Genomic DNA, 23,748 nt, shown 5'->3' on the forward strand with positions numbered 1-23,748 from the left:
AAGGGTTGGAAAGCAGAGGCTTTACTGGCTTAAGCTCTCAGGACCCTTCTCTCAACAAGACTAGTGGTATGATGAATACTGCATATACGAAACCTAGGAGGAATTTTAACTATGAAATTAGAAAAATTTGCTCACCCAACTGAAGGCGAAAAAATCCAAATTGATAACGGTACACTTCAAGTACCTAGTAATCCAATCATTCCATTTATCGAAGGTGACGGTACAGGCCGTGATATCTGGAAAGCTTCCAAACGTGTATTGGATGCAGCTGTTGAAAAAGCTTATGATGGCAACAAAAAAATCGCATGGTATGAAGTGTTTGCTGGACAAAAAGCATTCGATACATACGGTGAGTGGTTGCCGAATGATACACTGGAATCCATTCGTGAGTATATCGTAGCGATCAAAGGACCATTGACAACGCCAATCGGTGGCGGTATTCGTTCCCTGAACGTAGCCCTGCGTCAAGAGCTTGACCTGTACACATGCCTGCGTCCTGTTCGTTATTTCGACGGTGTACCTTCTCCGGTTAAACGTCCGGAGCTGGTAGATATGGTCATTTTCCGTGAGAATACGGAAGATATCTATGCAGGAATCGAGTATGCTGAAGGTTCTGAAGAAGTGAAAAAAGTGATCCAGTTCCTGCAACAGGAGATGGGTGCTAACAAAATCCGTTTCCCTGAGACTTCCGGTATCGGTATCAAACCAGTTTCTTCCGAAGGTTCGAAACGTCTGGTACGTGCAGCAGTGCAGTATGCAATTGACCATAACCGTAAGACGGTTACATTGGTACACAAAGGTAATATCATGAAATTCACAGAAGGTGCCTTCAAAAACTGGGGATATGAAGTGGCTGAAGAAGAGTTCGCTGACAAAGTATTCACATGGGCACAATACGACATCATCAAAGAAAAAGAAGGTACAGATGCAGCGAATGCAGCACAAAAAGCTGCTGAAGATGCTGGTAAAATCATCGTAAAAGATGCGATTGCCGATATCGCTCTGCAACAAGTATTGACTCGTCCAGGCGAATTTGATGTTATCGCAACATTGAACCTGAACGGTGACTATCTGTCCGATGCACTTGCAGCGCAAGTTGGCGGAATTGGTATCGCTCCTGGAGCAAACATCAACTACGTAACAGGACATGCTATCTTCGAAGCAACTCACGGTACTGCACCTAAATACGCGGACAAAGATGTCGTGAACCCTGGTTCCGTTATTCTGTCCGGAGTAATGTTGCTTGAGCACTTGGGATGGCAAGAAGCAGCTAACCTGATCTACAAAGGTATGGAAACATCCATTAACAATAAAACAGTAACGTATGACTTTGCACGTCTGATGGACGGCGCTACTGAAGTGAAATGTTCTGAATTCGCGGATCAAATCATTAAAAACCTGTAAGGGGAGATGTGAATCTTGACTATTCAGCGCAAAAAAATCACAGTAGTCGGCGCCGGTTTTACCGGTGCTACGACCGCATTAATGCTTGCCCAAAAAGAACTCGGGGATGTTGTGCTGGTTGATATTCCTCAACTGGAGAACCCGACAAAGGGGAAAGCACTCGATATGATGGAAGCAAGTCCTGTTCAAGGATTTGACAGTCATATCGTCGGTACTTCCAACTACGAAGATACTGCAGGTTCTGAGATTGTAATCATCACCGCTGGTATCGCCCGTAAACCGGGTATGAGCCGCGACGATCTGGTCAATACGAATGCGGGTATCGTGAAGTCCGTTTGTGAAAATGTGAAAAAATATTGCCCTGATTCCATCGTCATTATTCTAAGCAACCCGGTGGATGCGATGACTTATGCAGCTTATCAGACCCTTGGTTTTCCTAAAAACCGTGTTATCGGTCAGTCAGGTGTTCTGGATACAGCACGTTATTGTACCTTCATTGCGCAAGAGTTGAACGTATCTGTTGAAGATGTTCGTGGATTCGTTCTTGGCGGCCACGGAGACGACATGGTGCCACTCGTTCGTTATTCGAGTGTAGGTGGTATTCCGATCAATACGCTGATTCCGGCAGACCGCATTGAGTCCATTGTTCAACGCACACGTGTTGGCGGTGGTGAGATTGTGAACCTGCTTGGTAACGGCAGTGCATATTACGCACCGGCGGCTTCACTTGTTCAGATGACCGAAGCGATTTTGAAGGACAAGAAACGTATCATTCCAGTGATCGCTTATCTTGAAGGTGAATATGGCTATAATGATCTGTTCCTCGGTGTACCAACCATTTTGGGTGGTAACGGCATTGAGAAAATATTCGAACTTGAACTGACAACGGAAGAAAAAGCAGGGTTGGATAAATCGGCTGATTCGGTTCGCAACGTCATTTCGGTAGTAAACCTGTAAGTTTGAAAACTTTTTGAACAGAAGCTAAAAGAAAACCTCCGGTAAACCCGGAGGTTTTCTTTTCTTTGGATAAGTTCCCCAGTATAATGAGATGTGATGTATAGCACACCGAAAATGTTGAGGAGGATGAAAATTTTGACAATGATTATGTATTTGCTCCATATTGTTGGAGCACTGGCGATGGGATTCTATTTGATTCTGCCATTTGTGGTCGGTAAAATCCGTACTTTGAATGCCGCAGCACAAGAGGGAGCCTTTGCATCGCTTCGTTCTTTGAACAAAGTCGCGCAGTATGGACTTGTAATCCAACTTCTTACTGGTGGTTACCTGATGACCAAAGGTGAGTACTCTCATGTCTGGATGGCTGTCGTTGTTGTTCTGCTCTTGGCTATTGCGGCTATTGGAGGAATTATGGGTAAACCACTGCGACTCGCTGCAGAAGGTGTGAAAAACAAACGTGATGTGGGTCCTGAGCAAAGCAAGATCCGTATGTTCAGTACACTTCTGGCTGTATTCTTGCTAATCATGGTGTACCTGATGGTGAATAATCAGGTAATCTAAGTGCGTTGTGGACGGTTAATCCATCCTACGAAGATGTATTGTTAGTTGTTGGTTAAGCGTTTGCAGACGTATTTAGGACAATCCGGATGATATGTAGGATGGTGTTTCGTTGAAGATGAAAAATAGACAGCCTCATTGGCTGTCTATTTTTTTATTACCGAGATGAAATCAGCAGTCCTCGGTGTATTTGAACTGGAACTAGAGGGATCACTACCCTTCATAACAGCATGCATATTCCATCAGACACGGTTTACATTGGTTAGGTTGTACTCACAGTATACGCACGCACTGCATTTCGACCATTGCGCTTGGATTCGTACAAGGCAGTATCCGCGTCGCGTAACAAGGACTCCAGCGAATCTGACCCTCCTTTGTACTGGGCAATACCAAAGCTTGAGGTCAGCGTAATAGGCACTCCCTTAACGTCCAGGGGGTCATTCAACAAGGCAACTCTCAGTTGTTCGGCAAGTTTCTCGGCTTCTTGAAGCGAGGTATTCGGAAGAGCGATGACAAACTCTTCGCCTCCATAACGGGCGAACAACATCTCAGGGCTTAAATAACGATTACAAACAGAGACCACATGAATGATGGCCTGATCGCCAACATCATGCCCGTAGGTATCGTTGATGCGTTTAAAGTAATCAATATCAAATAAAATAAATGAGACAGGTTGCGGATTAAGCTGAGCTTCACTCAAAATCTCCCGACCTCTATACAAAAATTGAGTGCGGTTATAGATTTTGGTCAGACCATCGAAATAAGCCAGTTGTTTCAGCTGTTCTTGCAAGAATCGTTGTTCCGTTATATCGATTAACATAATTAGACTGCCCACAGTCTGTGCATCCTTGTTATACACGTAAGATGTCCTGACCTGGTAACAGACGGTCTCTCCATTTAACTGCCAGTACAGATCGGTTTGCAATCCTTCTCTTCCGTATTCAACGGGAAACGTCTTTCCAGCAAGATTGAGCCAGATCTCATCCAAGGGTTGGCCAATCATGGTTGTATCAAGCTCTGGCAACATGTCACGCAGAGATCGGTTGTAATCGACCAGTCGATTGAAACTATCCAGTACAATAACACCTTCACGCATGCTCTCGAAAATACTGTCTTTGGCGATGGGTACGATGGTCAGTAGACGTGAGGATAGAATCGCCCAGATATACATAGCAGATGTGATACACATGAGTACGGGTACGGGGTCCATCCCGCCGGGGGTCACACCAAGCAAATACAGAAAAGCTGCGACCATAGGAATAATCTGTGAGGTAATGAGAGTAAGTAATTGACGACGATACATCTTCTTGGTATGTCTCCATTGTCCAATCAGGATGAGGCAGGCACATAACAGACAGGAGAAGGTGAATGCACCGTGTACAACATACCATTGACCCACTGCGATATCCATCAGAGGAACGGGACTATCTTCTCTCAGCCATACTTTTTTATAAAATAGATGATGAAAGTCATTGGTTGCAACCATAGCTAGTGTAATGGAAGGGATTACAAACAATGAGGCAGTTACCTTTTTGGATAACGTTTTTCCAGTGTACTTTATCATTAACATGAGGCCAAGAGATGCGGAGAAGGGCATGCCTATATACTCCACGGTGGTCCAAAACATCATCTGCTCCAGCGTGTTGCTGGCTAGCTCAATCGCATAACCAAAAGTGTATATGGAGAGTGCTGCTGTGTAGAGAATGAATATTTTGGAACTGGGGATCTCGGATCTTCTGAAATAGGTATATAAACACAAAAAGACATTCAGCACGGCTGAAGTAGCTACGAGTGTTATATATGAATTAATATGCGATTCCATTGTCAGGTCTCCATGTTAGGTTAGAATGATTAAACCAATAAAGATGAGAGTTAAAGCACATCAGTATACTGTACATTGTACATCAGCCCAAGCAGCATAGGAATACACTTTGTATCATGAAACAGTCTAATTTCGAATAAATTTCGAATTTTGGCCAAACAGGCATTAAAGCAAATCGGTTGTTTGATATCCAAAGAGAGTGGTAAATAACGATTAGAGACAGCACGCTGAGGCTTAAGTTGCTGTTGATCGCAGAAGAATAATCTGGACTGTTACTGCCATCCTACAGAATGAGACTTTTTTCAGAGAACGAAAGACAAGGAAGTGTGCAGTTATGTCCATGTCTTCTGTAATCCAAATATGTTCACATTTTGAGAGGAGAATGTTAGATGTCAACTACACCACAAAACCAAAAAACAATGCCAGCGCAGCATCAGGATCAACGTCCCGGAATCGAATCAGAGATGCATCCCAGACCGGAATTTGAGAAGCCTGAATACAAGGCAGCAGGTAAACTGACGGGTAAGGTGGCGCTTATTACAGGGGGTGACAGCGGAATTGGACGTGCTGTTGCTGTTACGTATGCCAAGGAAGGCGCGGATGTCGCCATTGTATACCTGAGCGAGCACGAAGATGCCAAGGAAACGAAGCGTCAGGTCGAACAAGAAGGACGCAAGTGTATCTTGATTGCAGGGGACATCGGTGATGATGCCTTTGCGAAGAAATCGGTTCAGCAGACAGTAGATGAACTGGGCAAACTGGACATTGTCGTAAATAACGCAGCAGAACAGCATCCACAGCAGAATCTGGAGGATATTACGCCAGAACAGCTGGAGCGTACATTCCGCACCAATATCTTTGGCATGTTCTATGTGACGCAGGCAGCCCTGCCACATCTGAAGAAGGGCAGTACGATTATTAATACAACTTCCATCACAGCCTATCGCGGCAGCCCGACTCTGCTTGACTATTCATCTACCAAAGGAGCAATTACTTCGTTCACTCGTTCGCTATCGATGAATGTGATTGAGAAGGGAATTCGTGTTAATGCCGTTGCACCAGGGCCGATCTGGACACCACTCATTCCATCCACATTTGATGAGAAAAAAGTAAGTGAGTTCGGCGCAACGCAGCCAATGAAGCGGCCAGGACAACCGGATGAACTGGCTCCCGCCTATGTATATCTAGCTTCAGATGATTCTTCTTATGTGAGCGGACAGGTGATACATGTGAATGGCGGCGAAGTGGTGAACGGATAATACGTTAAGAACGTTTAGACTCAGGATAGGATTAATTTGATTATATAGAGAGGCGTATCGCTTTCAGCATGGCTGAGCGGTGCGTCTTTTTGATATCAGGTGAATATGTATGTCAAAGATGCGGTTTAGCACCTGTTTACAAAAGTCGGCATCTCTGTTGATACAACTATGATATTTTATTATTAGCCTTGTCTGACTGCAGTTGAATAGCGTATTGCACAGTACTGACTAAAAGATTGGGAGGCCCCTAATCTGTGATATGATAGATCGAGCAATTATACTCGGGGGGGACAAGTCATATGAAAATTAGCAAACAGAATGCAGCACATTATATATGGGGTGCACAGTGCGATGGTTGGCACCTTGTTCAAAACGAAAAATTGAGCATCATTCATGAGAGAATGCCCGCAGGAACGGCTGAAATACGACATTATCATTCGGTAAGCCGTCAGTTTTTTTTCATCCTCAGCGGTGAAGCGTGTATGGAACTTAATGGAGACACGTTTGTGCTGGAAACCCATGAAGGAATAGAGATTGCACCCGGAATGCCACATCAGATGAAGAATCGGAGCAACGAGGAAGTGGAGTTTCTCGTAATTTCCAATCCAGGTACCCGTGGGGACCGAATTGAACTGGATTCAATGTAGAGCAATTCATAAGATATTAATCTGATCATAAAGGAAGAGATAGATGAGACCGTTCCGAATTCGCCTTGCCATCATTATGATGGTGCTGATCGGCGTATCCGTCATTGTGGCTGGATATACGATGGGCAGAGTGTTTAAGACTACGCATATATCCGCATTGGAGCAAACCATGGTGCGCGAGATTAATTTGCTCAAAGCAACTTTTCCATTCCATGACGCAAGTGATCCAACCTCGGAAGCCACACGAAAGTATTATTCAGATCGGGCGTTGGAACTGGATCGTCTGACGGATTCCCGGGTAACCTTCATCAATAAAGACGGCATGGTCATTGGGGATTCCGAGAGTGATCCGGCCTCCATGGATAATCACTTGAACCGTGAGGAGATTAAGGGTGCCGTCGGAGATGGATACGGCCAATCCATACGTTACAGTGAGACATTGGGACAAGACATGCTATATGTAGCACTACCTGTGAATTCGGATCAAAGTGACATGATTGAAATACCTAGCGGCAAATTTGATGGCTACATTCGTCTATCCATGAGTCTACAGGCTGTGGATCAAGGGCTTCAGCGTGGTTGGATGATTATGTTTGCTGCACTTGGACTATTGTTCCTAATTGTCGCGTTTGTCAGTTATCGGGTTGCACGCGGATTAACCTCCCCGATTGAGCATATTACAAAAGTGGCCCATCGGATCACCAAACTGGAATACGATGCCAGAGTTGATGTAACGCGTAGAGATGAGATCGGACAGCTGGGGCTTGCCATAAATGGAATGGCAGACAGCTTGCAGTCCCAGCTGAAGACGATCCGTGACAATGAAGCGTTGTTACAGAGTGTCCTCGCGAATATGACCGGAGGTATTGTCATGATCGACGCAGGGCAATCCATTGCACTGGTCAATCGGGAAGCGGAGCGTATGCTTGGTATTCAAGCAGGAAAGGTTACGGGTAAACCTTATACTGAATTGAAAAGACACTACGAATTAACACGTACCATCGAAGAGAGTGTTGCACTGAAAGAACGGATGCATGAAGAAGTAAGTGTGTTCAACCCGGAGGAAAAACTGATCCGTATTGATGGAGTACCGATGTCTGAAGATGATGGTGGGTATCGGGGCATGTTGTTCCTGTTGCAGGACGTGACGGCGATTCGCCGATTGGAGTCCATGCGCAGTGAGTTTGTTGCAAATGTCTCTCATGAGCTCAAGACACCAGTTGCTGCAGTCAAAGGGTTTGCCGAAACGCTGCTTAGCGGCGGGGTACAGGATAAGGAGACAGAGCGATCATTCCTGAAAATCATCTATGATGAAGGAGATCGACTTAACCGATTAATCGGGGATATTCTGGAGTTATCCAAAATTGAATCGAAACGCGCACCGCTGCAATGCTCACCTGTTCATGTACACTCTTTCTTCGAAATGGTGCTGGGCACCTTGTCCAAGGTGGCGGAGAAAAAGCAGATTCGTCTGGAAATGCATGTTCCGGAGGAACTGTACATTGAAGCAGATGAGGATAAGATGAAGCAGATATTCATCAATCTGTTATCGAACGGCATCAACTATACCCCCGATGGTGGACGAGTGAAGTTACAGGTGACGATGGATAACGATGATGAAGTCATCTTTGCGGTGTCAGATACAGGAATTGGCATACCGAAAAAAGATTTGCCGCGAATCTTCGAACGGTTCTATCGTGTTGATAAAGGCAGATCCCGTAATTCAGGGGGCACAGGCCTTGGACTTTCCATCGTTAAACATCTGGTGGAACTGCATCATGGCAAATTGTCTGTAGAGAGTGAACTGGGCATGGGGACAACGTTCCGTGTGATCCTTCCATTCATTCAAGACGAAGAGATGTAGGCGTCTGGTATCAAAATGTAAAAAGTGTGTATTGTTTTACACCGCGTTAACAAATTAGTGCTATGATAGAAAAAGTGTTGTGGCAATAGACAACCTATGAAGAGAGAAGGGGTATCATGGCACAGCGTTTGCTAGTTATTGAAGATGAACCTACATTATCAAGATTACTCACGTATAACCTGACACAGGAAGGTTATGACGTTACGGCAGAGGATCACGGATCTGCAGGATATGATCGGGCCTTGTCCCAGGAATTTGATCTCATTTTGCTGGATTTGATGCTTCCGGGCATGAATGGTCTGGACATTCTGAGCAAGTTAAGAATACAGGGTGTTAGTACACCTGTTATCATTCTGACGGCCAAGAACGGTGAAGCCGAGGTTGTACAGGGACTGAAATCAGGTGCCGATGATTATATTACCAAACCGTTTGGTGTGTCTGAGCTATTAGCCCGAGTGGATGCGGTATTAAGACGTTATTCCAATGGTGAAGATTTACCACAGCTTGAGGACAAGGATGGCTCACGAATTATTCTGGGAGAGCTGGAGATTTATCCTCTGAAATATGAAGTGACACTGGGTGGACAATCCATCAGTCTGCGTCCAAAAGAGTTCGAAGTACTTCTGTATTTGGCCAAAAAGCCGGGTGTGGTACTGACAAGGGATGATCTGATGAACGCTGTGTGGGGCTTCGATTATATCGGAGGTCAACGAACCGTGGATGTTCACGTCAGCTCATTACGTAAAAAGCTGGAGCTGGACCCGGAATCGGTTCACATTGATTCGATTCGTGGTGTAGGTTATAAATTGGTTGTCAAAAGAAAAACTCCCCATCATTCAAGTTAGCAATGATCGGGGAGTTTTATTTTACGTTCATTTAACATAAAGGAAGATTTTACTTTACGTAGAGGGAGTAGCATGGACTTATATTAGTGATACTTTGTACCTATACATCCCACCTCAAGACGGAGCTAATACGTAAAGGAGATTGCGCATTTATGCCCATGTTGCTCGAAGTGAAACCCGACCAGCCTCATGTTGTTTTACATAATGAAGAATTAACGACACCCATAATGGAGCAAACTGAAGTAGCAATAGTTGCTGAAGAGACTGTAATCCATTTGCATGACTATTATCGTCAGGTTCCTGTCGCGGGGGTCCATACGACCTGTGGAGAAGCAGCGACGATGATGAATCAGGATCAGGAGCACCCATGTATTGTATTGTGTGATGAGCAAATGAAACCTACTGGATTGTTAATGCGAGAGACGTTATATCGGATGTTAAATGGCCGTTTTGCCGCAGATTTATTCTACCGTAAGCCGGTCATACAAGTAGTGAATACATCTCCGGTTATAGCAGATATTCATATGGAAGCCTCAACGATTATTGATATCGCACTTGGACGGAATGAACAGCATTTCTACGATTGTCTGCTGGTTACGGAACAAGACAGACTGCTTGGTGTGCTGACGATGCGTGATGTGATGTCCCTCTCCCGCAGGCTGCAACAGGCTTCATCGGCAGAACGTGTGCGTACGGTAACCGAGAGCAGACAGGAGATATCGAGAATCAACGATGCAGTCACCAAGCTGGTGCATGCAGCGAATCAGACTGTACATGAAGCACGTGAGATCATGGCATTGTCCAAGCATGGGGAAGAGAGTTTGAAGGACGTTGATGCTTCCTATAACCGGGTACATCAGCATATGGAGAGTCAAGGTCAACATGCAGATCACATGCTGAATTCGATCAAAACAGGCTCAGGCATGGCACAATCCATTCGCTCCCTGGCAGATCAAAGTGGTCTTCTCGCCCTGAATGCTTCCATCGAAGCAGCTCATGCCGGTGAATATGGACGAGGTTTTCAGATTGTTGCAGGCGAGATTCGAGCGCTCGCGAAACAGACCCGTGAGGTTGCGGGGAACATGTCTTCATTGCTAGAGAATATTGGTGGATTGACCCTTCAGACTGTTGAACTGGTTAAGGCAAGCGGAGCGGAGATTGACGACAGTTCGGTGCATGTCACCGCAGGGGGAGCAACGTTCCGACAACTGAACAGTGCGGTGAGAGATTTGTCTCGTATAGCAGAGGAGATCGCCATGGAAGGCGGGAAAGCTGGAGAAGTTGCAGAGCACATTCGTACGAAGCTGGATGAGATGGTTTCGAATGGAGAGTAAACTATAAGGTAGTCAATAAAGCAGGCATCAGCAATCAGATTGATCCATCAAGCAGATCATGAAGGTTAAGGATGTCTTTTTTACATTCCGTTAACATGAAAGTGATACTGTTTTTACAATGAAAGGGTAGGATATTAAAGATGGCCGAGCAGCGATGAAAGATTATCAGTATCGGTCTCAACGTAAAGGGAGTTTCCGTGTCCCTGCAGCGAAGGAGAAGTGAACATCCATGAAGGACCTCATTCACATTGAAAATCTTAATTTATATTATGATACGCATCATGCGCTTAAAAATATATCGATGGATCTGCCGGAAAAAACCGTTACTGCGTTCATCGGGCCGTCAGGTTGTGGTAAATCGACATTGCTTCGCACGTTAAACCGGATGAATGACATGATTCCGGGTGTTCGTGTGGAAGGACAGGTTATGCTGAGTGGCTCTGACATTTACAGTAATGAGATTGAAGTGGAGACACTGCGCAAACGAGTTGGCATGGTGTTTCAACAACCGAATCCTTTCCCGAAGTCCATCTATGATAACGTGGCTTATGGACCGCGCTTGCACGGGGTAACCCAAAAGGCTGAACTGGATCAGTTGGTGGAACAAAGTCTTGTCCATGCTGCCCTATGGGATGAAGTGAAGGATGTATTGAAAAAGTCGGCACTTAGTTTGTCTGGCGGGCAACAACAGCGTCTCTGTATTGCACGGGCGCTGGCTGTACAGCCTGACGTTCTGCTAATGGATGAAGCAACGTCTGCACTCGATCCGATCTCCACATTGAAGATTGAGGAACTGGTGAAAGAATTGCATCACAAGTACACAATCGTTATGGTTACCCACAATATGCACCAGGCGGCAAGGGTATCTGGACGCACGGTATTTTTCCTGAATGGTGAAGTGGTGGAGGCAGCTGATACGGAGACGTTATTCTCCACACCGCAAGATTCCCGGACCGAGGATTATATATCTGGAAGGTTCGGTTAAGCGAGCTGAATTGGAATGATCCCGGCATACCCGGAGATGATGGATAAGGAGGACATGAAATCTATGATTCGCAGAAAAGAATTTGATCAGGAGCTTGAAGAGCTGCGTACTTTGCTCAAACAAATGGGTGAACATGTAGGAGCAGCATTGGATGGTGCTATTGAGAGTTTACAAACGATGAACGCGGAGAAAGCTCAGGTCATCATCAAGAATGATGCGAATCTGAATGCCCTTGAAGACAAAATTATGGAACTTGGCTCTAAACTGATCATCACACAACAGCCAGTCGCGAAGGATCTCAGACGTATTATCGTGGCATTCAAAATCTCCAGTGATCTGGAGCGTATGGGAGATCTTGCGCTCGATGTGGCGAAGGTAACACTACGGATGGATGGACAGAAGCTGATTAAACCTCTGGTGGATATCCCGCAAATGGCAGAGATCGTGAAATCCATGATTGATGAATCCATCGAATCTTTCCTGAAAGAAAACACAGACCTGGCCTATAAAATGGCTCAAACGGACGATCAGGTCGATCAACTGTACAGCCACATGATCAGTGATCTCTACACGTTAATGACAGAGCATCCTAATCAGGCTTCTCAGGCTATGCTGCTGATGATGGTTGGACGTTACATTGAACGTATTGGCGACCATGCGACCAACATTGGTGAGAGCACGGTATACCTGGTGACAGGTAAACGTCCGGATCTGAATCAATAGAAGAGTATTACTTTGGAATTGGGGAATCAGTACTGATTAAGTAATGCAATCATATGAATGGAAAAGGACTTTCTCTCAGGTAGGCTGTGTACAGCTGTCTGCGGAGAAGGTTCTTTTTTTGCAATTAAAAATGAAGTGAAAAGAGGCTATTCTTTTTGATGTGACAGGTGGGTATGGTATCATGAGAGTAGATGTAATTTGAAGAGGTTGACCATATAATACGCGAGGTGCTGGAATGGACAAGTTTATTCTCATAGATGGAAATAGCATTATTTACAGGGCGTTTTTTGCAATGCCGCCTCTGACCAACTCAAAAGGTCTGCATACGAATGCGGTATATGGCTTCACCACGATGCTGCTGAGACTGCTTGAAGAGCATAAGCCTACACATGTCATGGTTGCATTTGATGCAGGCAAAATCACGTTCCGCCACGAAGGGTACCAGGAATACAAGGGTGGACGGGAGAAAACACCACCAGAGTTGTCAGAGCAATTTCCTTTGCTCAAAGAACTGCTGAAAGGACTTGGTATTGCTCAGTTTGAGCTGGCTGGATTCGAAGCGGATGACATCATCGGAACGTTAACCAAACGCGCAGATGAAGCGGGCAGACAGGTGCTTGTTGTATCGGGTGACAAAGATATGCTGCAGCTTGCTTCCGAACATGTACATATCGGGCTGACACGTAAAGGGGTAACCGATATCGAGCTGTATGATCCTGCTCAGATTAAAGAGCGTTATGGTCTGACGCCATTGCAAATCATTGATCTCAAGGGTCTGATGGGCGATGCGTCCGATAACATTCCGGGGATTCCCGGGGTTGGAGAGAAAACAGCGTTGAAACTGTTGCACCAGTTCGGATCGGTAGAGGATGTGCTGAACGGCACAAGTGAGCTGAAAGGCAAGATGAAAGAAAAGATCGAGGCCCATGCCGAAGATGCCCGGATGAGCAAACAACTCGCGACGATTCACCGGGAAGTTCCGCTGGAGCAGACGTGGGAGGATATGCAATTCGCGGGATTAAAAGAAGAACATGCTGGCCCTGCATTGGCTAAGCTGGAATTCAAATCTCTGCTCGAACGCCTGTCGTTCAGTGGCAGTCTTGGTTCTGAACAGGAAGCGGTTCCTGCTGCCGAAGTTGAATCCTCCATTGCAACAGAGGACAACATCAGTGAGCTGTTCAGTTCCCTCGATTCCATTGATGTCCTCCACGTGGAGACACATGGGGATAACCCGCACCAAGCGAAATTGATTGGACTTGCTGTAGGTTCCGCTGGAACCTATACGTTCATATCTCCCGAATTGCTTCATTCCGAGGCAGCGGCTCCAGTGCGTGCATGGCTTGGTAATTCAGACCAGCCAAAGCGCGGGTATGATCTTCATCGTGTAGACCTGGCCCTGCATGCGCATGGCATTGAATTTGCTGGTGCGTCATTTGATGTACAACTGGCAGCGTATTTGCTTGATCCAACGGAATCCAACCAGACGATTAGTGGACTCACGACCAAGTATGGTCTGCCGTCACTTGTGGAGGATGACACGGTTATGGGCAAAGGGGCCAAGTACAAGGTACCGGAAGTGGAGATCTTGGGCGATTTCCTATGTCGGAAGGCTGCTGCAGTAGCAGCCATTATTCCACTTCAGGAGCAGGTGTTGGAAACCGATGAGATGAATTCACTGTTCCATGAACTGGAGATGCCGTTGTCACGCATATTGGCAGACATGGAGAAACAGGGTATCAAGGCCAATACAGCCGATCTACAGGCTTTGGGCAGTGAGTTTGAAGAACAGATCAGCAGGTTGATGGCTGAGATCTACAAGCTGTCAGGAACGGAATTTAATCTAAATTCACCGAAGCAACTGGGTGAGATTTTATTTGATAGATTGGGCTTGCCAGTGGTGAAGAAAACAAAAACGGGTTATTCCACAGATGCGGAAGTATTGGAGAAATTGGCTCCTTATAATGATGTGGTCAAGCATATTCTGCAATATCGTCAGCTTGCCAAGCTGCAATCCACTTATGTGGAAGGGTTGCTCAAAGAGATATCCAATCGGGATGGCAAGGTGCATACGTATTATCGTCAGACCATCGCCGCTACCGGACGACTTAGCAGCCAATTCCCGAACTTGCAGAACATTCCGATTCGGATGGAGGAAGGTCGCAAAATCCGGAAGGTATTTGTTCCTTCCGAGCCAGGATGGTCCATTTTGGCAGCAGACTATTCCCAGATTGAACTGCGTGTACTGGCACACATTTCGGACGATGAGCGCTTGAAGGAAGCGTTTGTCAACGATATGGATATTCATACAAAGACCGCTTCGGATGTATTCGGCGTGAAGCCTGAGGATGTGGATGGAGATATGCGTCGCTCCGCCAAGGCAGTTAACTTTGGTATCGTGTATGGAATAAGTGATTATGGTTTGTCCCAGAACCTGCACATTACGCGTAAAGAGGCTGCGCAGTTTATTGATCAATATTTTGAAGTATTCCAGGGTGTCCGCCGATATATGGATGACATTGTGAAGGAAGCTCGTCAGGATGGTTACGTCAAAACGCTGTTGGAACGACGTCGTTACCTGCCAGAGATTAATGCCAGCAACTTCAATCTGCGTTCCTTCGCAGAGCGTACGGCGATGAATACACCGATTCAGGGAACAGCGGCAGATATCATCAAGCTGGCCATGGTACAGATGGATGAAGCGCTGCGGGAACGCAAGCTGAAGAGCCGTATGTTGCTTCAGGTGCACGATGAGCTTGTATTCGAAGTGCCTGCGGATGAATTGGAACTGATGAAAGAGTTAGTCCCTTCTGTTATGGAAAAAGCTTTGGAACTGTCCGTTCCTCTGAAAGCAGAAGTCAGCTTTGGTGATAACTGGTACGAAGCGAAATAAATCAAGTGCTGCGCGGTTTTTCCGGTATTTTACAAAAGGCCTTTCCATGTTTGAGATATAAGAAAAGGGTCCCGCTGAGTGCCATCTTCCGTTATAATATAGGGGAGGTGAGAACATCATGCCGGAATTACCGGAAGTCGAAACAGTCAGAAGAACATTGAATCAACTTATTGTGGGCAAAACGATTGATCATGTTACCGTTAGCTTGCCGCGGATTATTCAGCGGCCGGACGACATAGATGCATTTGCAATGGAACTAGCGGGACATACCGTTATTGGGGTGGAGCGCCGCGGCAAGTTTTTGCGTATTTTGCTGGACGGGCTGGTGCTTGTCTCCCATCTGCGGATGGAAGGAAGATACGGTGTGTACGAGCAGCATGAAGATGTGGAGAAACATACACATGTGATCTTCCATTTTAATGATGGTACGGAATTGCGTTATAAGGATGTGCGTCAATTTGGTACGATGCATCTGTTCAATGCAGGTGAGGAACTGGTGTCCAAACCTCTGCTGAAGCTGGGACTGGAGCCGCTTGATCCAGCCTTTACGGTAACTGCATTCCGCGAGGCGGTTGGCAAGCGTACAACCAAAATCAAGGCTGTGCTTTTAAATCAGGCATATGTGGTTGGTATCGGGAATATTTATGTGGACGAGGCTTTATTTCGCGCAGGTATCCATCCCGAGACCATCGCCAAGACACTGACCGAAGCTCAGTTAACGGTGCTTCATGAAGCGATTGTGGCTACGTTGCAAGATGCAGTGAATGCAGGTGGATCTTCCATCAAGTCCTATGTGAATGGACAGGGTGAGATGGGGATGTTCCAGCATCAACTGAAAATCTATGGACGCAAATCAGAACCATGTACAACTTGTGGTACGTTAATTGAAAAAACGGTGGTTGGTGGCCGTGGCACGCATTTTTGTCCAAACTGTCAGCTGTTGTAACATGAACTGAATGAACGAAATGATGAAATCATAGCACCCTTGGATTCCTCCCTCCATATACTGATATGGCAGAAATAAGCGGGCGTATACCCATACTGGCATCTTCAGTTGGCACGAGTACCGCACAGAGGAGGAGTCCGGGGTGCTGCATCATTTTATTTCATTGCTGGCGCTTGCTTTGGCGCTTAGTTTAGATGGTTTTGGAGTCGGGATTACATATGGGTTACGGAGGACTAAGATTCCCCTGTTATCTATCGCTGTTATTTCGATCTGTTCGGGATTGGTTATTGCCTTGTCGATGCAAGTAGGTGTGTTGTTGTCCCATGTGGTGTCACCGGATATCGCTTCGATCGTGGGAGCCGTCATATTGATAGGTATTGGTGCATGGTCACTGTTGCAACTAATTCGGAAGCAAGGCAAAGAACAGCTGGAAATAGACACTGGAATGGGTGAGGGAACAGAAGAAACGGTAACTGGGGTGGGAGAAGCACAAGAGAGACTGTCGACTTCAAAGGGCAGAAATCAGGTGCTTGCACTGGATCTGGAGCAGTCGGCTTCAAATGGATCACTGGAACGAATGGTATTTACACTGGAGTTGCGCAAGCTGGGCGTTGTCATTCAGATCCTTCGCAGTCCCTCCAAGGCGGATATGGATAACTCGGGGAGTATATCTGCCCAAGAAGCGATGTGGCTTGGTATTGCCCTGTCTCTGGATGCGTTTGGAGCAGGTTTGGGAGCGGCACTTCTGGGATTCCCTACACTATGGACAGCACTCATTATTGCACTGTTTAGTGGGGCGTTTCTGTCACTCGGCATGAAGGTTGGCCTACGATTCTCAGCTCTGCGCTGGATGCGAAGACTGTCTGTATTGCCAGCGCTAATGTTAATGATTATGGGAATAATGAAGTTGTTATGAGGTGAAACGATGAATATAGGCTTAACCGGCGGGATCGCGACAGGCAAAAGCAGTGTTTCCGCCTATCTCGCCAGTAAGGGAGCGTTGCTCATCGATGCAGACGTTATTGCCCGGGAAGTTATGATGCCCGGGCATCCCGTGTTGGCCGCCGCTGTTAAGCGGTTTGGACAAGCCATACTGAACGAAGATGGAACACTGGATCGGAAAAAGCTCGGAAGCATTGTTTTTCAACAACCAGAGGAACGAAAGGCATTGGAGGCTATCACACATCCGGCGATCCGAAGAGTGATGCGTGAACGGGCTGCTGCATACGAATTGCAACATCCGGATAAACTTGTGGTGTCTGATATTCCTTTGCTCTATGAATCAGGTCTGGAAGATGGTTTCGAGGAAGTCATGGTTGTATATGTTCCAAGGTCGGTCCAACGAGATCGCTTGATGAGTCGGGATGGAATGACTGCAGAACAGGCTGAGGCCCGGATGGATGTACAGATGGATATTGAGCGCAAAAAGAAGCTGGCAGACATTGTCATTGATAACAGCGGTTTATGGCCTGCGACGGAGCAGCAAATTGACTCATTTCTACAGCGTAAGGGTTTGTTATGAGAATATTGCGTAAGAAACGTGTACTGCTGTTGATGTTTGTGTCCTTTGTACTGGTGTTATTTCTGAATACTAACTGGATGGCATGGTTCTATCCCATACATTATAAGGAAGAGATCCGTGCCCAATCTCAGAGTTATGAGGTTGATCCGTTTCTGATTGCTTCCATTATCAAGGTGGAGACCAATTTTAAGACAAGCAAGGAATCCAAACGGGGCGCCATCGGGCTCATGCAACTGATGCCAGACACGGCAAACTGGATACTGGAACAAGCCAAAATTCCCGACACTTCACTGGAGGAATTAAAGCACGAGCCTGAACGAAATATTCAGTTAGGCACATGGTATCTGCGGAATCTATCCGATCAATTCGATGGCAATGAAGCAGTTATGATCGCTGCCTATAATGCGGGACCAGGCAAAGTGAACAGTTGGCTTAGAGATGGTGTGTGGGATGGCTCATTTGATACGGTGAAAGATATTCCGTTTGGTGAGACGCGTCACTATGTACAAAGAGTCATTTACTATTATAATCAGTATGTAAAGATCTATAATACGTTCTAAGTATATAAGTAGAAGCACAGAGCAGGCCGGTTATTCACCGGCCGCTCCATGCTCCTCTGTGTAGCGTATTACGATGCAGATATTATTGGTATTGACCTGCCAATTGCTGTTCTGCAATTGTTACCAGACGCTTCGTGATGTATCCACCGATCGAACCGTTCTCGTAAGAAGTCATGTTACCTTGGTATCCGTCTTGTGGGATGCTGATTCCGAGTTCTTGAGCAACTTCATATTTCATTTGCTCGAGTGCTGCGGAAGCTTTAGTTACCACCAGGTTGTTGGAGTTACCATTGCTTTGTGCCATTGCTGTTCACCTCCTCGTGGGTTGGTAAAAGTATTATGTGTCGGCAATGCATTTTTCATTACAAAATCAAGACAGGGAATATGTGGTAAAAAGTAAAACGTGGGAAGTGATCTGATTTGAAGTGTCCTTATTGCGGTTATATGGGTACCAAAGTGCTTGATTCGCGTCCGGCCAACGAGGCAAAATCCATTCGTCGTCGCCGTGAGTGTGAGCAGTGTGCCCGCAGATTTACAACGTTTGAGATGATTGAAGAGACTCCACTGATTGTTATTAAGAAAGATGGCAGTCGGGAAGAGTTCAGCCGGGACAAGATTCTCCGCGGGCTTATTCGTGCCTGTGAGAAACGTCCAGTCTCCGTAGAGACCCTGGAGATGATGGTATCTGAAGTAGAGAAATCTCTGCGTAATACAGCCGATGCTGAAGTCGAGAGTCGCCAGATTGGTGAGTTATTGATGGAGCAGCTGTTTCCCGTAGATGAAGTGGCTTATGTACGCTTTGCGTCGGTATATCGCCAGTTCAAAGATATCAATATGTTCATGAAAGAACTGAAATCCCTGTTGTCCAAAGACAATCTGGAGGATTAGTGAAGTGGGGAAAGGGAGAAGAGCAGTCTGGAGTTCCAGTCCGTGTGTACCAGAGAAATCGGTTGTTCTTCTCCAATCACTTTGGATCTTGAAAAAGTGATTGACAGCGAAAGCTGGATTTTATATGATATAGGAGTCGCCTGTGGAACGTAGCAGTGCTGGACAAGTTATCTATTTCATATCCTGGGGCCTTAGCTCAGCTGGGAGAACCCGCTTACTAGAAACACTACCAAAGTACATAACAAAGCAATTTAGAAACTACGCTTAAAGCGTAGCTTTTTTTATTTCCAGTCCTTCTCATGGGATAATATCCCTATAAATATCAAGGACATGAATATAATACGCGCAATTAAATTGGATGAAATCAAATATCTATTCATCCTTGGAGTTGCAGCGATAGCAATTTTACTTTACAAATACACTCCAAATTTTACCGACCTTTCATCGGTAATTTTTAATAGTCTTAGCAATCTGGTTGAATTAACTTGGAGATACTTGATGACCCAACTTGGCTATATGCAACCTGACTTCTCAAATACGGCCCCTTAGGGGCTTTTTTATTTGTTCTTATGATGTAAAAACTTGGGGTATAGTACCGAAGTATGTTAGAATAAAAAGGAAATAAAAATGTGAGGAGTTGGTTCAATTAGTGAGATTTAAAGCAAACAATCATCGTAAGAAGCAGCGAGTAAAAGAAGGATACACCAATGATAAAACCATAGCTCTTTCAAAGAAATATTATGAGTTAAGGAAGAAATTATTGATGTGTGAGTGTAACAGATGTCAAAGAACTATACGTTTAAGTTCAACTGAAGTTGGTACGTTTTGTGGGGAATGCATGAAGCAAGGCATCTACTCAAAATATATACTGGCTGATTTTAAAATAGATCGTTCCAAACAAAGAGTTAGTATATAATGAAACACTCCTAACAGCCCTCACACGGCTGTTTTTTGCTTTACCTGATAACTAGTAACCCCCAACGTTATGATGGCTCATAACCAATCCTGATTGTTCATGTTTTGAATATGCACATTTTTGTGCACATTGGATTATCGCCTATTATTTCATCCAATTCAAGCATAACACGAACAATACTCCTCCACGAAATCGGGGTAAATCCCTTACCACATTCTTTTCTAAATCGAAAAGCGAATCCTTGCAACTAGCCGTTTATGGCGAGTCCTATATTATTGACGACCAAGGATAAGAGAACTTTGGGTTCCAACTCTTGTGTGAAATTAAATATCACAAACAGTAGTTATTGTACAATTCAAAGTCGGACTTGGATATTCGACAATACATATAGGATTTAAAACTGAATTGAAGAATTACAATAAAACTACAATTAGAAAAGAGGAGTAAGCATGAAACCATGGCAAATTATCTTAGCACATTTCTATCTTGATGACTCAAAGCGCATCAATAGACAGCCGCGACACTTTAAAACGGAAGTGTTTTAATTTGATGATAAGAATGAAGCGATTCGTGAGTACGTATCAATTGTAAACGAATGGATGGATAAATGTGAAGACAACTATAAGAATCATGGCATGGCAGCATGGAAGATGTACTCTGAGTCAGAAGAGGGAGACATTATGACAAATATTCTTTTACATTTCAATGGTGAGGAATATGACCAACTTTCTGATGAAGAGGTTGGGGAAGCGATGAAAGAAGTTTGATTGCAGGAGTTAATGAAGAAATAGATATAAATTATGGAAAAAAATATTGAAGTGTCTATTAGATGAATAGATCAAATTTTAATAAAATCACATATGAAACAAACTGAGACAAAATAAAAAGCCCTTGTTAGGGGGCTAGTTAGATGAAAGACTATCGCCAAACTTATTCAACTCTTCAAGCGATGGGGCAATTTTATAAAAGAATATGCCGTTATTATCTTTAAGGGTTTCTTCATCCCACGGAATGCTTTCATATACTGTAGCAATATCTAACGGTGGGCCACTATACCAAGTTAAAGTATGAAGTAAACAAAAAACATAGAGGAGTTTTTGAATGTCGAAAAGGGAAAATAAGGACGCTGTAATATTGGCACTAATCAATTTGTTGCGTGAAAATGGAATGATGTCATTTGAGATAGCGGATAGGATTCATGACTTTCATCATGACGGGCTCATCTCGGCAAAGTATGCAGATCACTTATCGCTATTGACGCAGGATGAGTATTGAGTATGAGCGGTTAAAAGAAAGTGCATACATAGAAGAAGTTGTTGGAGAAGAGATTAATATTGGAAATAATACATATCGAATTACTAGTATAGATTCAACCGGAAAAATAGACGGATTAAAGCGGTTTAATAGCAAGACTATGATGTGGGTAAATTTGAGTTTTTCAAATGCAGTGAATATAGCAGAGTTAGACCAAAAGGTAGCCTTCAATATCGGGGAATAAGAAACATTACATATTTAAATGAAGAAAAAGACCCTACATTAGATAGGGTCTTAAATTTATGGAGCGTAGGGGGGTCGAACCCCTGACCTCTTCGCTGCCAGCGAAGCGTTCTCCCACTGAACTAACGCCCCGAGATGAACACAAAAAGTAATATATCATTTTAATCTTAAACAGTCAACGCTTGTTTACTCAATTAAAGAAATGCTATATAATTATGGATGTACATAAGAGCGATTGGAGGGATTAATTATGGCAGGTAAGTTACGTGTAGCAACATTCTACAGGGTTTCTACTAAAGGACAGTTGGATGGAAATGATATACCAATGCAAAGAAGATCGTGTATCGAATTTATAGATTCAAAAGGTTGGACATTAGTAAAGGAGTATGTGGAGAAAGGTGTATCTGGATATAAGACATCTAACGATGATCGCGATGAAATACAAAGAGCAAAATATGATGCTGAAAATGGAAATTACGACATTTTATTGTGTTTTATGTTTGATAGATTAGGAAGAAGAACATATGAAACGCCTATGTTAATTAAATGGTTTACCACTCAAGGAGTGGAAGTGTGGTCAGTCAAAGAAGGGCAGCAAGAATTTAAAGATGAGAGCCATGATATCACTAACTTTCTTCGCTTCTGGCAATCTAATATTGAGTCACGTAAGACTTCCATGCGTGTAGACGAAAAACATGTGCAAATGGCTGAGGATGGTGCTTTTAGAGGTGGAAGCGCACCGTTTGGATATAAGCTAGTAAAATCAGGACATGTAAATAAAAAAGGCAAAGAACTTATGATGCTTGAAATTGATGAAGAGAGCGCTATTGTAATTAGAGAAATATTTAATCTCGTTAAAGATGAAGGTTATGGAAGTAATAGAATCTCGCAATATTTAAATGAAAGAGGAATTAAAACTGCAACTGGCTCCAATTGGAATACAGGAGCAATAAACTTCATATTAAGAAATCCAACCTATAAGGGGTATCCTGCATATGGAAAAAGAAAGTCTAAAGAAGGGGTTTTTGTTACAAAGGATAGAAGTGAATGGAAAATGCCTGAAAAATGTCAAACTCACTTAGTTATCATACCGGAAGATGATTTTGATTACATACAAACATTTAGGAGCTCTAGATCGGTAGAGAATATTAAAAACCACTTTTACTCAAGAGTAAATAGTACCAAAAGTCCGTTATTGCTTGTTGGAATGATCCGATGCGGCTATTGTGGATCACCATTAACGACTACTTATAATAGTAAGAAATATATTCTAGCTAATGGAGACATCCAGAAGTGGAAGAGAGCAGTATACAGATGTAGCGGGAAAGCACTAAAGAAAGTTGAATGTGCGGGGCAAACAATGTATGCTCAAGCCAAAATAGAAGATCCCGTTTTAGAAGAGGTGGATAATTATCTTTCTTATTTAAAAAAGATGGATTATCAAGAATATGCCAAAGACTATAATCAAGATGAATACGACTATATTAAACAGGAGGTTGAAAATAAAAACAAAGAGCTTGAATCATGCTACGAAGAAATAAACGCTCTGAAATCTGAAATATCGAAAAGTATCTTGGGGAAGAGTGTATTCAAACCTGAAATGCTTAATGAATTAATAGAACAAAAACAAAACGAGTTGACACTTATAGATTCCGAAGTAAGAAAACTAGAAATAGATTTACAGTCTAAAAAATCGGAGCTTATCGACATTAAAGAATTAGCTGAAAGTATCAGTGTATGGATTGATATTTTCAAGGATGCGACTGATGAAAAAAAGAAAACTATGTTAAGAAGCATCATCGATGTTGTCACTGTAATGCGCGATGGTGTTGATATTAAATTCAGACTGGATATTGTGCAGTTTCTATCTAATGCTGGAAATGGAAGTGTTTCTGAACTACGTGGGAGAGTGCATCGCTGGCGGCGATGAGGTCAGGGGTTCGATCCCCCTAGGCTCCATAATCAAGAACGCCATCACATTATTTGATGGCGTTTTTTTGTGCGTGAAATAAATCAGAACATGCATTAATTAATTAGAATTTTTGGACTTGAGGACGAATATTCTAGATGCAAAAAATCGAGGGTCAGTTTGAAAACAAGGATCCCCTTCCGGCTGGATTTTGTCCAACCG

The 23,748-nt window shown here is 44.1% G+C and carries 21 protein-coding genes and 2 tRNA genes; 20 read left to right on the forward strand and 3 right to left on the reverse strand.

The genetic code is table 11. The features are described 5' to 3' along the window. The first annotated feature begins 111 nt into the window (after window positions 1-111). The 3 genes from icd to MKY66_RS09650 all read left to right on the forward strand — a co-directional run bounded on the left by icd (window position 112) and on the right by MKY66_RS09650 (window position 2,922). Window positions 112-1,404 carry an NADP-dependent isocitrate dehydrogenase gene (gene icd / locus MKY66_RS09640; RefSeq protein ID WP_076209099.1) on the forward strand — a complete coding sequence of 431 codons (1,293 nt, stop codon included), beginning with the start codon at window positions 112-114 and terminating at the stop codon, window positions 1,402-1,404. Window positions 1,405-1,419: 15 nt separating this feature from the next. Continuing rightward, a complete protein-coding gene (gene mdh, locus MKY66_RS09645) occupies window positions 1,420-2,361 on the forward strand; it encodes a malate dehydrogenase (RefSeq protein ID WP_076209098.1) in 942 nt (313 codons plus the stop codon). 141 nt (window positions 2,362-2,502) lie between these two features. Further along, window positions 2,503-2,922 carry a hypothetical protein gene (locus tag MKY66_RS09650; RefSeq protein ID WP_036610969.1) on the forward strand — a complete coding sequence of 140 codons (420 nt, stop codon included), beginning with the start codon at window positions 2,503-2,505 and terminating at the stop codon, window positions 2,920-2,922. Between the two features lie 259 nt (window positions 2,923-3,181). On the opposite strand, the gene MKY66_RS09655 is transcribed toward MKY66_RS09650, so the two are convergent. Further along, complete coding sequence (locus MKY66_RS09655) at window positions 3,182-4,741, reverse strand: histidine kinase N-terminal 7TM domain-containing protein (RefSeq protein ID WP_076209097.1); 1,560 nt, start codon at window positions 4,739-4,741, stop codon at window positions 3,182-3,184. Window positions 4,742-5,130: 389 nt separating this feature from the next. Here MKY66_RS09655 and MKY66_RS09660 point away from each other — a divergent pair, with 389 nt between their 5' ends. The 12 genes from MKY66_RS09660 (at window position 5,131) to MKY66_RS09715 (ending at window position 18,316) form a co-directional block, all read left to right on the forward strand. Continuing rightward, window positions 5,131-6,000: an SDR family oxidoreductase gene (locus MKY66_RS09660; RefSeq protein ID WP_076209096.1), complete on the forward strand. Its 870-nt coding sequence runs from the start codon at window positions 5,131-5,133 to the stop codon at window positions 5,998-6,000. Window positions 6,001-6,299: 299 nt separating this feature from the next. After that, window positions 6,300-6,647 carry a cupin domain-containing protein gene (locus MKY66_RS09665; RefSeq protein ID WP_076209095.1) on the forward strand — a complete coding sequence of 116 codons (348 nt, stop codon included), beginning with the start codon at window positions 6,300-6,302 and terminating at the stop codon, window positions 6,645-6,647. A gap of 43 nt (window positions 6,648-6,690) precedes the next feature. Continuing rightward, window positions 6,691-8,511, forward strand: a complete 1,821-nt coding sequence (locus tag MKY66_RS09670) for an ATP-binding protein (protein WP_076209094.1) — start codon at window positions 6,691-6,693, stop codon at window positions 8,509-8,511. Between the two features lie 116 nt (window positions 8,512-8,627). Next, a complete protein-coding gene (locus MKY66_RS09675; protein ID WP_036609823.1) occupies window positions 8,628-9,356 on the forward strand; it encodes a response regulator transcription factor in 729 nt (242 codons plus the stop codon). Between the two features lie 152 nt (window positions 9,357-9,508). Further along, window positions 9,509-10,690: a methyl-accepting chemotaxis protein gene (locus tag MKY66_RS09680; RefSeq protein WP_076209093.1), complete on the forward strand. Its 1,182-nt coding sequence runs from the start codon at window positions 9,509-9,511 to the stop codon at window positions 10,688-10,690. Between the two features lie 229 nt (window positions 10,691-10,919). Next, window positions 10,920-11,675 (forward strand): phosphate ABC transporter ATP-binding protein PstB, encoded by a 756-nt coding sequence (gene pstB, locus MKY66_RS09685; protein WP_076209092.1) that lies wholly within the window; start codon window positions 10,920-10,922, stop codon window positions 11,673-11,675. A gap of 63 nt (window positions 11,676-11,738) precedes the next feature. After that, window positions 11,739-12,398 (forward strand): phosphate signaling complex protein PhoU, encoded by a 660-nt coding sequence (phoU, locus tag MKY66_RS09690; RefSeq protein WP_017689478.1) that lies wholly within the window; start codon window positions 11,739-11,741, stop codon window positions 12,396-12,398. A 235-nt stretch (window positions 12,399-12,633) separates the two neighbouring features. Beyond that, a complete protein-coding gene (gene polA / locus MKY66_RS09695; RefSeq protein WP_076209091.1) occupies window positions 12,634-15,288 on the forward strand; it encodes a DNA polymerase I in 2,655 nt (884 codons plus the stop codon). Between the two features lie 118 nt (window positions 15,289-15,406). Beyond that, entirely contained in the window at window positions 15,407-16,234 is an 828-nt protein-coding gene (mutM, locus tag MKY66_RS09700) for a DNA-formamidopyrimidine glycosylase (protein WP_036669994.1), read from the forward strand. A 100-nt stretch (window positions 16,235-16,334) separates the two neighbouring features. Continuing rightward, window positions 16,335-17,150, forward strand: coding sequence for a manganese efflux pump (locus MKY66_RS09705; protein ID WP_076209090.1), 816 nt, complete (start codon window positions 16,335-16,337; stop codon window positions 17,148-17,150). Between the two features lie 9 nt (window positions 17,151-17,159). Further along, window positions 17,160-17,756, forward strand: a complete 597-nt coding sequence (coaE, locus tag MKY66_RS09710; protein WP_076209089.1) for a dephospho-CoA kinase — start codon at window positions 17,160-17,162, stop codon at window positions 17,754-17,756. After that, entirely contained in the window at window positions 17,753-18,316 is a 564-nt protein-coding gene (locus MKY66_RS09715) for a lytic transglycosylase domain-containing protein (RefSeq protein WP_036609809.1), read from the forward strand. Before coaE ends, MKY66_RS09715 begins: the two co-directional genes overlap by 4 nt. Window positions 18,317-18,398: 82 nt before the next feature. Here the strand turns inward: MKY66_RS09715 and MKY66_RS09720 are convergent, their stop codons facing one another. Continuing rightward, window positions 18,399-18,620 (reverse strand): alpha/beta-type small acid-soluble spore protein, encoded by a 222-nt coding sequence (locus MKY66_RS09720; RefSeq protein WP_017689472.1) that lies wholly within the window; start codon window positions 18,618-18,620, stop codon window positions 18,399-18,401. Between the two features lie 116 nt (window positions 18,621-18,736). On the opposite strand from MKY66_RS09720, the gene nrdR reads away from it, so the two are divergent. The 4 genes from nrdR to MKY66_RS09740 all read left to right on the forward strand — a co-directional run bounded on the left by nrdR (window position 18,737) and on the right by MKY66_RS09740 (window position 21,618). Next, on the forward strand, window positions 18,737-19,204 hold the full coding sequence (nrdR, locus tag MKY66_RS09725; protein ID WP_026081166.1) for a transcriptional regulator NrdR: 468 nt from the start codon (window positions 18,737-18,739) through the stop codon (window positions 19,202-19,204). Between the two features lie 649 nt (window positions 19,205-19,853). Then, on the forward strand, window positions 19,854-20,120 hold the full coding sequence (locus MKY66_RS09730) for a hypothetical protein (RefSeq protein ID WP_076209088.1): 267 nt from the start codon (window positions 19,854-19,856) through the stop codon (window positions 20,118-20,120). Between the two features lie 635 nt (window positions 20,121-20,755). Further along, a complete protein-coding gene (locus tag MKY66_RS09735; protein WP_256704113.1) occupies window positions 20,756-20,887 on the forward strand; it encodes a hypothetical protein in 132 nt (43 codons plus the stop codon). A 497-nt stretch (window positions 20,888-21,384) separates the two neighbouring features. Beyond that, window positions 21,385-21,618: a hypothetical protein gene (locus MKY66_RS09740; protein WP_076209087.1), complete on the forward strand. Its 234-nt coding sequence runs from the start codon at window positions 21,385-21,387 to the stop codon at window positions 21,616-21,618. 59 nt (window positions 21,619-21,677) lie between these two features. Here the strand turns inward: MKY66_RS09740 and MKY66_RS09745 are convergent. Then, window positions 21,678-21,749: transfer RNA gene (locus MKY66_RS09745), tRNA-Ala, on the reverse strand. A gap of 1,763 nt (window positions 21,750-23,512) precedes the next feature. Here MKY66_RS09745 and MKY66_RS09750 point away from each other — a divergent pair. Next, window positions 23,513-23,576 (forward strand) — tRNA-Ala (locus MKY66_RS09750). Window positions 23,577-23,748 lie beyond the last annotated feature (172 nt).

Source organism: Paenibacillus sp. FSL R5-0766 (genome assembly GCF_037971845.1).
Lineage (GTDB): Bacteria > Bacillota > Bacilli > Paenibacillales > Paenibacillaceae > Paenibacillus.